Genomic DNA, 12,122 nt, shown 5'->3' on the forward strand with positions numbered 1-12,122 from the left:
AGCGGCTTGTGGCCTCCGGCTGCGTTGTGAGAATAATCGTTAAGGTTGGTCTTTTGCCAACCGAAAAAGGTGAAAGCTTGATGCTGTCTGCCAAAAATAAAGAAATTTCAGCTATTTCTAACCTTTGTTCGACAGTCGATCACGTAGTGCGATTTGAAAATTCACTACATGCCGCCCTCTACACGCCGATCAAGGATAGACCATGAGCCTCCCTGCGCTTGCCGAACTGCCCGGCATTCTCCTGCCGTTTGTCACCCGCGCCGAGCAGTCGTTGCGCGCCGCCGTCGACGAGTTGGAAGACGACTATGGCCTGTCTGCCTGGACGCCTGAACGTTGGGCGCAATTCGCCCGCGTTACCGCCGCCAGCGACTTCGTGACTGAGCAATGTGTGCGTGACCCTTTGATGTTGCTGACGCTGGTGCAGTCCGGCGAACTGGATCGCAGCTTTGCGCCCGGCGAGCTGTGCGGGCAGATTGCGGCGGCGGTGAATGCGGCCGAAACCGATGATGAGCTCGGTCGCGCCTTGCGCCGTCAGCGCACCCGTCATCAAGTGCGGATCATCTGGCGTGACCTGACCCGTCAGGCGGATCTGATCCAGACCTGCCGCGACCTCTCGGACATGGCCGATGCGAGCATCGATCAGGCCTATCAGTGGTTGTACGCGCGGCATTGCCAGCAGTTCGGCGTGCCGACCGGCCGGCGCAGCGGCGAGCCGCAGCAAATGGTCATCCTCGGCATGGGCAAGCTCGGCGCGGTGGAGCTCAACCTGTCGTCGGACATCGACCTGATCTTTGCCTATCCCGAAGGCGGCGAAACCGTCGGCGTGAAACGCTCGCTGGATAACCAGGAATTTTTCATCCGGCTCGGCCAGCGCCTGATCAAGGCGCTGGACCCGATGACCGTCGACGGTTTTGTGTTCCGCGTCGACATGCGCCTGCGGCCATACGGCTCGGCCGGTGCTTTGGTGCTGAGCTTCAACGCGCTGGAACAGTATTACCAGGACCAGGGCCGCGACTGGGAACGCTACGCGATGATCAAGTCGCGAGTGGTGGCCGGCGATCAAGTGGCCGGCGCGCAACTGCAAGAGATGCTGCGCCCGTTTGTTTACCGGCGTTACCTGGATTTCTCGGCGATCGAAGCGCTGCGCACCATGAAGCAGCTGATCCAGCAGGAAGTGCGGCGCAAGGGCATGGCCGACAATATCAAGCTTGGCTCCGGCGGCATCCGCGAAGTGGAATTTATCGCCCAGGCCTTCCAGCTGATTCACGGTGGTCGCGACCTGAGCCTGCAGCAACGACCTCTATTAAAAGTACTGAGCACACTGGAAGGTCAGGGTTACCTGCCGCCGGCGGTGGTCAGCGAGTTGCGCGAAGGCTACGAATTCCTGCGGTACACCGAGCACGCGATCCAGGCGATTGCCGACCGCCAGACCCAAATGCTGCCGGATGGCGCGCAGGATCAGGCGCGTATTGCCTTCATGTTGGGCTTCGCTGACTGGGAAGCTTTCCATGAGCAGCTGATGTATTGGCGCGGCCGCGTGGCCTGGCACTTCGGTCAGGTGATTGCCGATCCCGATGAAGAGCAAGGCACAGAAAGCGAAGTGGTGGTCGGCGGTGAGTGGCTGCCGCTGTGGGAAGAGGCCCAGGACGAAGAAGCCGCTTGCCGTCAGCTGGAAGAGGGCGGTTTTGCCGATGCAACCAAGGCCTTGAAGGCGTTGGCCGGTTTGCGCAGCAGCCCGCAATTGCGCGCGATGCAACGCTTGGGGCGCGAGCGCCTCGATGCGTTTATTCCGCGGTTGCTGGCTCAGGCTGTCGAACATGCCGACCCGGATCTGGTGCTGGAGCGCGTGCTGCCGTTGGTGGAGGCGGTGGCCCGTCGCTCCGCGTATCTGGTGTTGCTGACCGAGAACCCCGGCGCGCTGCGACGTTTGCTGACATTGTGTGCGGCAAGCCCGTGGATCGCTGAGCAGATCACCCGCTTCCCGCTGCTGCTCGACGAATTGCTCAACGAAGGCCGACTGTTCAAGCCGCCGCTGGCACCGGAATTGGCCGCCGAGTTGCGCGAGCGCCTGACGCGGATTCCCGAGGACGACCTCGAACAGCAAATGGAAGCCCTGCGCCATTTCAAACTGGCGCACCGCTTGCGGGTCGCCGCTTCGGAAATCGCCGGCAGCCTGCCGTTGATGAAAGTCAGCGATTACCTGACCTGGCTGGCTGAAGCGATCCTCGCGCAAGTGCTGGCGCTGGCTTGGCGCCAGACCGTGGCCAAGTACGGCACGCCACTGCGCACCGACGGCACTTTGTGCGATCCGGGCTTCATCATTGTCGGTTATGGGAAAGTCGGCGGGCTGGAACTGGGGCATGGTTCGGACCTGGACCTGGTGTTCATCCATGACGGTGATCCGCAGGCGGAAACCGACGGGGCGAAACCCATCGACGGCGCGCAATTTTTCACCCGTTTGGGGCAGCGGATCATTCATTTGATTACCACCCAGACCAACTCCGGCCAGCTGTATGAAGTTGATATGCGCCTGCGACCTTCCGGTGCCTCGGGGTTGCTGGTGAGTTCGGTGGGGGCATTTGCCCGCTATCAGGAAAACGAAGCCTGGACCTGGGAACATCAGGCGCTGGTGCGAGCGCGGGTGCTGGTCGGCAGCCAGGATGTCGGTCAAGCCTTCGAGAAGGTCCGCGCGGCGATTTTGGGCAAGTCGCGCGACCTGGCGACCTTGCGCCAGGAGGTCAGCGAGATGCGCGCCAAGATGCGCGATAACCTCGGCAGCAAGAGCACCGCGGCCGGCACCGCGGCAAATGCCTTTGAGGCCACGGCGCCGTTCGATCTCAAGCAGGACGCCGGAGGTATCGTCGATATTGAATTTATGGTGCAATACGCGGCCCTGGCGTGGTCCGAAACACACCCGCCATTGCTGCGCTGGACGGACAACATCCGCATTCTGGAAGAGCTGGAACACGAAGGGTTGATGCCCGCCGAAGACGCCAGCCTGTTGCGCGAGGCCTATAAAGCCTACCGCTCCGCCGCGCACCGGCAGGCCTTGCAGAAGGACGCCGGGGTGATACCGGGCGATCAGTTCGCGGACGAACGGCGGCAGGTATTGCGGATCTGGCGCGAGCTGGGGCTAAGCTGAAACCGGATATTTGAAGCACCGAATACCCCTGTGGGAGCGGGCTTGCCCGCGATGAGGCCGTCACATACAACATTTATGCTGACTGTCACGCCGCCATCGCGAGCAGGCTCACTCCCACAGTAGATCTGCATTGTTTCGCAGATCGATGTACACCAAATCCCAATGTGGGAGCGAGCCTGCTCGCGATAGCGGAGTGACAGTCGACAGCAATGTTGAAGGTGATGACCCATCGCAAGCCGGCAGGCTCCCGCAGTGATTCTCGAGGCGGGGAGGCGTATGCCTCCCCGGTTCGTTTATGGAAACCACATGAAAATTCTGATCGTTGGGCCCAGTTGGGTCGGTGACATGGTGATGGCGCAGACACTGTTTCAGTGTCTCAAGCAACGCCACCCGCAATGCGAAATCGACGTCCTGGCTCCCGAGTGGAGTCGGCCGATCCTGGAGCGCATGCCCGAAGTCCGTCAGGCCTTGAGCTTTCCGCTCGGCCACGGTGCCCTCGAGCTGGCGACCCGTCGGCGCATCGGCAAATCCCTGGCCGGCCAGTACGACCAGGCGATCCTGCTGCCTAACTCCTTGAAGTCGGCGCTGGTGCCGTTCTTCGCCGGCATCCCGAAACGCACTGGCTGGCGTGGCGAGTTCCGCTACGGCCTGCTCAATGACGTGCGCACGCTGGACAAAGAACGTTACCCGCTGATGATCGAGCGCTTCATGGCGCTGGCTTATGAGCGCGATGCCGAGCTGCCGAAGCCGTATCCACGGCCAAGCCTGCAGATCGACCCGGTCACCCGCGAAGCGGCGCTGGCCAAATTCGGTCTGACCCTCGACCGTCCGGTGTTGGCCCTGTGCCCCGGTGCCGAGTTCGGCGAATCCAAACGCTGGCCGTCCGAGCACTACGCCAAGGTCGCCGAGGCGAAGATTCGCGAAGGCTGGCAAGTCTGGCTGTTCGGTTCGAAAAACGATCACGCGGTCGGCGAAGACATCCGCGCGCGGCTGATTCCCGGTTTGCGTGAAGAATCGGTCAACCTCAGCGGCGGCACCTCACTGGCCGAAGCCATCGACTTGATGTCCTGCGCCGATTCGGTAGTGTCCAACGACTCCGGCCTGATGCACGTTGCCGCCGCGCTGAACCGCCCGTTGGTGGCAGTTTACGGCTCGACCTCGCCTGGCTTCACGCCACCCTTGGCCGAGCACGTCGAGATCGTGCGCCTGGGCATCGAATGCAGCCCCTGCTTTGATCGCACCTGCCGCTTCGGTCATTACAACTGCCTGCGCCAGCTCATGCCGCAAGCGGTGAACGAAGCCTTGCAGCGATTGCAGGGCACAGTGGTCGAGGTCAAATAGTTTGCGCGTTCTGTTGATCAAGACTTCTTCGCTGGGCGATGTGATTCACGCATTGCCAGCGTTGACCGACGCGGCGCGTGCGATTCCCGGCATCACGTTCGACTGGGTGGTGGAAGAAGGCTTCGCCGAAATCCCGACCTGGCACCCGGCTGTGGGCAAGGTGATTCCGGTGGCGATCCGTCGCTGGCGCAAGAACATCTGGCAAACCATTAAAAGTGGCGAGTGGAAGCGTTTCAAGCAAAGCGTTCGCGCCTCGAAATACGATCTGGTGATTGATGCTCAGGGCCTGCTGAAGAGCGCCTGGTTGACGCGCTATGTCAAAGCGCCGGTCGCCGGACTCGACAAGGATTCGGCGCGCGAACCCATCGCTGCACGTTTCTATTCCCGTCGTCTGGCGGTCGGCCGTGGGCAGCACGCGGTAGAGCGGGTCCGCCAATTGTTCGCCCTGGCACTCGGCTACGACTTGCCCAAAGGCCTGGGCGATTACGGCCTGAACGTCGAACGCCTGGTGGAATTGCCGCGCAAGAATCCGTACGTGCTGTTCCTGCACGGCACCACGTGGGACACCAAACACTGGCCGGAAGCCTATTGGCGTGAGCTGGCCGAGCGCGTTGGCTATCTCGGCGTCGGCGTGAAGCTGCCGTGGGGCAATCCCATCGAAAAAGCCCGCGCCGAACGCATTGCCGCAGGGTTCAGGCATGTCGAAGTGCTGCCCAAACTGAACCTGGCCGGTGTCGGCAAGGTTCTGGCCGGCGCTCAAGCCTGCGTGGCCGTGGACACCGGTCTCGGTCATCTGGCCGCCGCACTCGACGTGCCGACCCTGTCGCTGTTCGGCCCGACCAACCCGGGCCTGACCGGCGCCTACGGCAAGGCGCAGATTCACATTGCCAGCGACTTCCCTTGCGCGCCGTGCCTGCAAAAGAAATGCACCTATCAACCGACGGCCGAAGATGCCCGTCAGTTCGACCTGAAACGCGAGTGGCCTCTGTGCTTCACGCGTCTGAATCCCGAGCGTGTCGCGACCCGACTGAGCACGTTGTTACTGGCTGAGGAGCTTCGCTGATGCAATTGGCATTCGTCTTGTACAAGTACTTTCCATTCGGGGGCTTGCAGCGCGACTTCATGCGCATCGCCCTGGAATGCCAGCAGCGCGGCCATCAGATTCGCGTCTACACGCTGATCTGGGAAGGCGATGTCCCGCCGGGTTTCGAAGTGCTGGTGGCGCCGGTCAAGGCGTTCTTCAATCATCGGCGCAACGAGAAGCTCAGTGAATGGATGGAAGCGGACCTGGCCAAGCGTCCTGTGGACCGCCTTATCGGTTTCAACAAGATGCCGGGCCTGGACGTTTACTACGCTGCCGACGGCTGCTTCGAAGACAAGGCGCAGAACCTGCGCAACTCGCTGTACCGTCGCTGGGGTCGCTACCGGCACTTCGCCGAGTTCGAGCGCGCGGTGTTTGCCAAGGACGCCAAGACGGAGGTGCTGATGATCTCCGAGGTCCAGCAGCCGCTGTTCATCAAGCATTACGACACGCCGCTGGAGCGCTTCCATTTGCTGCCGCCGGGTATCTCTCAGGACCGTCGCGCGCCGGCCAATGCTGCCGAGATTCGTGCGGATTTTCGTCGCGAATTCGACCTGAAAGACGACGAGCTGCTGCTGGTACAGATCGGTTCCGGGTTTAAGACCAAGGGCGTGGATCGCAGCCTCAAGGCGCTGGCCGCGTTGCCCGCCGATCTGAAGAAACGCACCCGGCTGTTTGTAATTGGCCAGGACGACCCCAAATTATTCCAGATGCAGAGCGCCACGTTGGGGCTCGGCGACAACGTGACGTTCCTCAAGGGGCGCAGCGATATCCCGCGTTTCCTGCTGGGTGCCGACCTGTTGATCCATCCGGCGTATAACGAAAACACCGGGACGGTGCTGCTTGAAGCCCTGGTGGCCGGGTTGCCGGTATTGGTCAGCGCAGTCTGTGGTTACGCCCATTACATCGCCGAGGCCGACGCTGGCCTGGTGTTGGACGAACCGTTCGATCAGGCGCAACTGACCCAGTACCTGACCGGCATGTTGAACGACGCTCAAGCACGGGCGGCCTGGAGCCGCAACGGTCTGGCCTTCGCTGAGACGGCCGACCTCTACAGCATGCCGCAGCACGCGGCCGATGTGATTCTGGCGGAGCACGCTTAATGAAGTTGATGCTGGCTGAACCGTTCAAGAGCCTTTGGGCCGGACGCGATGCGTTCACCGAAGTCGAAGGCTTGCAGGGCGAGGTTTACCGTGAACTGGAAGCGCGCCGCACCTTGCGCACTGAAGTGAACGGCAATGGTTTTTTTGTGAAGATCCACCGTGGCATCGGCTGGGGCGAGATCTTCAAGAACCTGCTGACGGCCAAGCTGCCGGTACTCGGCGCGGGCCAGGAGTGGAAGGCCATTCAGCGCCTGAAAGAAGTCGGCGTACCGACCATGACGGCGGTCGCTTACGGTGAGAAGGGCAGCAATCCGGCGGATCAGCATTCGTTTATCGTCACCGAAGAGCTGGCGCCCACCGTCAGCCTTGAAGACTTCAGCATCGACTGGATCAAGAATCCGCCCGAGCCCCGGCTCAAGCGCGCCCTGATCGCCGAAGTCGCACGCATGACCGGCATGATGCACCGCGCCGGGGTCAACCATCGCGATTGCTACATCTGCCACTTCCTGCTGCACACCGATAAACCGGTGACCGTCGACGACTTCAAGCTCTCGGTGATCGACCTGCACCGCGCCCAGACCCGATCGACGATCACTCAGCGCTGGCGCAACAAGGATCTGGCGGCGCTGTACTTTTCGGCACTCGACATCGGCCTGACCAAGCGCGACAAACTGCGATTCCTCAAGGGTTACTTCCAGCGGCCTTTGCGCCAGATTCTGGGCGAGGAAGCCGGATTGCTCGCCTGGCTCGAAGGCAAGGCCAACAAACTCTACGACCGTAAACAGCGATACGGGGATGCGCTCTGATGCCGGGTTGGAGACTGGAACCTGCTTACAGCGATCTGGCGCAGGATTTTGGCAGCCTGGAAGCGGTGTTCTCGCTTCAAGGCGAACGCCTGACCCGCGACCCGTTGTCCGAGGTGATCCGCGTCAAGCGCAACGGCGTCAATTATTACGTCAAGCGCTACAGTGGCGCCGGCAAAGGCCTGCGCCGTTATCTGGGCAAGCCTCGGGTAAAAGCCGAATGGCAGAACCTCAAGCGCTTCGCCAAGTGGGGCATTCCCACCGCTGAAGTCGTCGCCTGGGGCCTGGAGCGGCGCGGTGCGGCGTACGCCCGTGGTGCGATGATCACCCGTGAACTGCCCAACACCGAAGACTTGTCGGCCCTGGCCGACCGGCACGATCCGAAGTTGACGGATCGCGCCTGGGTCGACACCGTCAGCCGTCAGTTGGCCGGCTACACCCGGACCATGCACGACCACCGTTTCACCCATAACGATTTGAAGTGGCGCAACCTGCTGATCGACGATGAGGCCAAGCTGTTTTTGATCGATTGCCCAAACGGCGATTTCTGGCGCGGCTTCTGGCTCAAGTACCGGATCACCAAGGACCTGGCCTGCCTCGACAAGGTGGCGAAATATCACCTGTCGGCGACCCAGCGTCTGCGCTTTTACCTGCAATACCGCCAGCGTGACCGGCTGAATGCCGACGACAAAAAACGCATCCGGCACGTGGTGAGATTTTTCGAGGGACGCGAATGACTGATTTTCTGGCCGCTGAAGACCGTGCGCTGCTTGAGCGCCATGGTCTCGGCACGTTCGATGCGCTCTGGGCCAAGCAGCTCGACGCGGTGGATGAACCCAACACCGTCGGTGGCGGCTGGAGCAGCGTGTTTCGGCTGGATCTGGAAGGTCATGGCTACTACCTCAAGCGCCAGAGCAACTACCTGACGCGCACCTTCCATGCGCCGTTGGGCGAACCGAGTTTTGCCCGCGAGTTTCGCAACATCAGTCGTTATCAGAAGCTGGGTATTCCGGCGCTGCAGGCGGCGTTTTTTGGTGAGCGCAAAGTCGACGGGGAGGTGCGGGCGGTTCTGCTGACGCGCGCGCTGGACGGTTGGGATGACCTGGATTCGCTGTTGCAACGCTGGTCGGACCTGAGTGAGGCGCAGCACGTAGCCATTATGAAAGCCTGTGGCGAACTGGCGCGGCGTCTGCACGGCGTGCGCCAGCTTCACGGGTGTTTCTACCCCAAACACATTTTTCTGCAGGCCACGGGCGACGGTTATAAGGCGCAGTTGATCGACCTGGAAAAAACCCGACCGTTGCTGTTCGGTCAGCGTGACCGGATCAAGGACCTGGAGCCGTTGTTGCGTCGCGCGCCGGAGTGGACTGAAGCGCAGTTGCGCGAGTTGCTGGCGGTCTATGTGGACCAGCCACGGGACAGTTCGCTGGTGGACAGCTGGGTTTCGCGCCTGACCGCGCGGCGCAGTCGCAAGGAGACGCGCTGATGCGTTTGTCTGAACTGAAAAACGCCGGTCGCAGCCCGAGCCTGCCGATGAGCATTTCGCTGGCCGATGCTGCCGGTCCCGCCGATTTGCAGCTATTGAGTCTGTTGCGGGTTTTGCCGGGACAGCGTTATGTCGGCGCGGGCGTATGGCGCGGCCGCCCGGTACTGGCCAAATTGTTGGTCGGCAGCAAGGCGGCGCGGCATTTCCAGCGTGAACTGGACGGTGTGCGTTTGCTCGCCGATCAGGGGCTGACCACGCCGCAACTGCTGGTGGATGGCCTGAAAGAGGGTGAGGGTGGCTGGCTGTTGTTCGACTTCCTCGAAGGCGCCGAAAGCCTGGGGCAGACCTGGAAACAAGTCGAACACTTGCCGGTGCTGGCGGATATGCAAGGGGCCGTGCTTGCAGAGGCGTTGGGCGCTATTGGCCAGATGCATCGCAAGGGGCTCTGGCAGGAAGACCTGCACCTGGACAACCTCTTGCGTCAGCGCGGTCGGTTGTACCTGATCGATGGCGGCGGGGTTTGCGCTGAAACGCCGGGTCAGCCGCTGTCACGGCAGAAGGTCCTGGAAAACCTCGGCGTATTTTTCGCCCAGTTGCCCAAGACGCTGGAGCCGTTCACCGAAGAATTGCTGGTGTATTACCTGCTGAGCAATGGCGAACACGCGTTGCCGATGGAAGCGTTGCAGAAGCAGATCGACAAGGTTCGTAGCTGGCGTTTGAAGGATTACCTGATCAAGGTTGGCCGCGAGTGTTCGTTGTTCAGCGTTCAGCGCGGGGCGTTTGGCCTGCGGGCTATTCGTCGTGAGGAAGAAGCGGCAATGATGCCCGTGCTGGACCAGGCCGATACCTTGCTCGATCAGGGTCATCTGTATAAGACCGGCGGCGCGGCGAGCGTAGGAAAAGTCGAGGTTGATGGTCGGACGCTGGTGATCAAGCGCTACAACATCAAAGGTTTTGCGCACTGGCTCAAACGCTTCTGGCGCCCGAGTCGTGCCTGGCACTCGTGGCGCGAAGGCAATCGCCTGGAGTTCCTCGGCATCGCCACGCCCAAACCCTTGGCGTTGCTGGAGAAGCGTTTTCTGTGGTTGCGCAGCCGGGCGTACCTGGTAACCGAGTATCTGCCGGGTCCGGATATCATCGAGCGCTTTGCGCCATACGTGGAACGTGGCGATGCGCCCGAAGTTGAATTGGTGGCGCTGGATCATTTGTTTGCCGAACTGATCCGCGAACGCATCAGCCATGGGGATTTCAAGGGGCACAACCTGTTCTGGCAGCAGGATCGCTGGGCGCTGATCGACCTGGATTCGATGTGTCAGCATGGCTCTGTGGGCAGCTTTGCCCCGGCGTATGCGCGGGACCGGGCGCGGTTCATGCGTAACTGGCCTGAGAGCAGTGCGCTGTATCAGGTCATCGATCAGCGGCTTCCCAAAGACATCTCTGGCGTCGCCTGAATCGGGTCTTCGACCCTATCGCGAGCAGGCTCGCTCCCACAGTGGTTCGGTGTTCACCGCAGATCAAATGTAGGAGCGAGCCTGCTCGCGATGGGGCCAGAACAGACACCCGAGATTAAGAGGACAAGTTCTTGTGAATCGTCCTACATGATCCACAGACCCCATGAACTGTGCCCTGAATAGCCGCGATGCTAGTTTGCCTGACGTTCACGGAGGGCAAATCTTGACCATAAAAACGGTTGTTGCGATTGGTACTTTCTCACTGGTTTTATCAGGCTGCGGCACCGCACTGACGGTGCTGCAAGATGACGAAGACGCCGCTCGCGGCCTGCGAAAGCAAAAAACCTACTGCCAGTCCATCCCCCGCATCTACAGCGGCCTGGCCTACGACTTCTGCATCCTGAATGCCCCGCCTGATCCCACCGGCTTCCTCGTCCCCTTCGTATTGCTGGACCTGACCCTGTCGGGGGTCATGGACACCGTTTCCTTGCCCTACACGATTTACCGCCAGGCCAGCGACGGCAATCTCGGTATTTACTGGCGGGCAGGCCGTGGGTAACGCTTTTGTATTCCGGCGTGTCAGTGCTGCACCAAACGCACCTGGCTCAAAAAAATAAGGAAGACTTGATCAGTGTCGACCCCGACTTTGCCCTCTCAACAGTTTTTTCTTTTTGAAAACGAAAGTGAATTCGAAGCAAATGTTGAGGCGAAGAAGCTCTTACCTCCGTCCGGGAGGTATAGCGATTTCATAATTTAGGTGGATGAAAGCGGCGATCATGGGATGCAAACGTTAGATCCAAACTATCCAATGTTTGTGCTCGCATTTTGTGTATTTCATAAAAGGCATTATTGCGAGAAGGTTATCCCTGCCATTCAGAAGTTTAAGTTCAATCATATGGGGCACGACCTGGTCGGTCTGCATGATTTGGAAATCCGGAAAGAAAAAGGAGCGTTCTCTAGCCTGTTCACATCCAGGCATCACAAACACGCCTTTCTGGAAGAGTTGACGGCCATCATTAACGCAAGCAATTTCGTGCTAATCAGTTGTGTTATCGACAAAGCCGCTCTTCGCGAAAAACAAGGTCCTGTTCACAATCCTTATCACGTCGCCCTCGGCTTCTGCCTGGAAACGCTTTATGAGTTTCTACAGGAAAAGAATCAGCAGAGTGCGTTGACTCATGTGATTTTCGAGCGTCGCGGAAAAAGGGAGGATAACGAGCTTGAACTGGAGTTTCGTCGGATGTGTGATGGCGCGAACCGGCTGAGCATTCAGTTGCCGTTCGACATCGTCTTTGCAACCAAGCAAGTGAATTCCACGGGGTTACAGCTAGCGGATCTTGTAGCAAGACCCATTGGTATGAGCGTTTTACGGTCAGGGCAAGAAAATCGTGCCTTTGACGTGCTCAAGCGTAAGTTCTACTGCAGTGGTGGTCGCGAAAATGTGGGGGAGGGTTTCGAAAACTGGGGTTTGAAAATTTTTCCTCTTTCAGAAAGCGAAAAGCCCCGATGAAACTCACCGAGGCCAGAACGCCGACCGGGATCCCCCAGTCCATTTGCGCAGGAGTTTATGTCGGGGTCCTTCATCTGTCAACGCGCCAGCTTGCCACTTCCCGCTAGAGGCTTGCCGCCGCTTTTAAGCTATAATCCCGCCCTTTAGCTGTCTCTCGCCCCTTGCGAGGGGCACATCAATTTTTGAGGCGCTTGTCGCCTGCATG

9 protein-coding genes and 1 pseudogene are annotated in these 12,122 nt (G+C 60.1%); all 10 read left to right on the forward strand.

All coding sequences use genetic code 11. The features are described from left to right. Nucleotides 1-202 precede the first annotated feature (202 nt). The 10 genes and pseudogenes from glnE (at nucleotide 203) to ACRC4F_RS29515 (ending at nucleotide 11,917) form a co-directional block, all read left to right on the forward strand. Nucleotides 203-3,142, forward strand: a complete 2,940-nt coding sequence (gene glnE, locus ACRC4F_RS29470) for a bifunctional [glutamate--ammonia ligase]-adenylyl-L-tyrosine phosphorylase/[glutamate--ammonia-ligase] adenylyltransferase (protein WP_438662459.1) — start codon at nucleotides 203-205, stop codon at nucleotides 3,140-3,142. Nucleotides 3,143-3,448: 306 nt separating this feature from the next. Continuing rightward, nucleotides 3,449-4,483 (forward strand): lipopolysaccharide heptosyltransferase II, encoded by a 1,035-nt coding sequence (gene waaF, locus ACRC4F_RS29475; protein WP_438662460.1) that lies wholly within the window; start codon nucleotides 3,449-3,451, stop codon nucleotides 4,481-4,483. A 1-nt stretch (nucleotide 4,484) separates the two neighbouring features. Next, nucleotides 4,485-5,546 carry a lipopolysaccharide heptosyltransferase I gene (gene waaC / locus ACRC4F_RS29480; RefSeq protein ID WP_438662461.1) on the forward strand — a complete coding sequence of 354 codons (1,062 nt, stop codon included), beginning with the start codon at nucleotides 4,485-4,487 and terminating at the stop codon, nucleotides 5,544-5,546. Beyond that, entirely contained in the window at nucleotides 5,546-6,667 is a 1,122-nt protein-coding gene (locus ACRC4F_RS29485) for a glycosyltransferase family 4 protein (RefSeq protein ID WP_438662462.1), read from the forward strand. The genes waaC and ACRC4F_RS29485 overlap by 1 nt, the downstream gene beginning before the upstream one ends. Further along, nucleotides 6,667-7,473, forward strand: coding sequence for a lipopolysaccharide core heptose(I) kinase RfaP (gene rfaP, locus ACRC4F_RS29490; protein ID WP_438662463.1), 807 nt, complete (start codon nucleotides 6,667-6,669; stop codon nucleotides 7,471-7,473). Before ACRC4F_RS29485 ends, rfaP begins: the two co-directional genes overlap by 1 nt. Then, entirely contained in the window at nucleotides 7,473-8,207 is a 735-nt protein-coding gene (locus ACRC4F_RS29495) for a lipopolysaccharide kinase InaA family protein (RefSeq protein ID WP_438662464.1), read from the forward strand. The genes rfaP and ACRC4F_RS29495 overlap by 1 nt, the downstream gene beginning before the upstream one ends. Further along, nucleotides 8,204-8,956: a lipopolysaccharide kinase InaA family protein gene (locus tag ACRC4F_RS29500; RefSeq protein ID WP_438662465.1), complete on the forward strand. Its 753-nt coding sequence runs from the start codon at nucleotides 8,204-8,206 to the stop codon at nucleotides 8,954-8,956. The genes ACRC4F_RS29495 and ACRC4F_RS29500 overlap by 4 nt, the downstream gene beginning before the upstream one ends. Further along, nucleotides 8,956-10,407: a lipopolysaccharide kinase InaA family protein gene (locus tag ACRC4F_RS29505; protein ID WP_438662466.1), complete on the forward strand. Its 1,452-nt coding sequence runs from the start codon at nucleotides 8,956-8,958 to the stop codon at nucleotides 10,405-10,407. The genes ACRC4F_RS29500 and ACRC4F_RS29505 overlap by 1 nt, the downstream gene beginning before the upstream one ends. Before the next feature lie 223 nt (nucleotides 10,408-10,630). Beyond that, nucleotides 10,631-10,966 carry a YceK/YidQ family lipoprotein gene (locus tag ACRC4F_RS29510; RefSeq protein WP_438662467.1) on the forward strand — a complete coding sequence of 112 codons (336 nt, stop codon included), beginning with the start codon at nucleotides 10,631-10,633 and terminating at the stop codon, nucleotides 10,964-10,966. Between the two features lie 72 nt (nucleotides 10,967-11,038). Continuing rightward, nucleotides 11,039-11,917: pseudogene (locus ACRC4F_RS29515) on the forward strand (DUF3800 domain-containing protein). The last annotated feature ends 205 nt before the right edge of the window (nucleotides 11,918-12,122 follow it).

The organism is Pseudomonas sp. (genome assembly GCF_051660785.1).
GTDB lineage: Bacteria > Pseudomonadota > Gammaproteobacteria > Pseudomonadales > Pseudomonadaceae > Aquipseudomonas.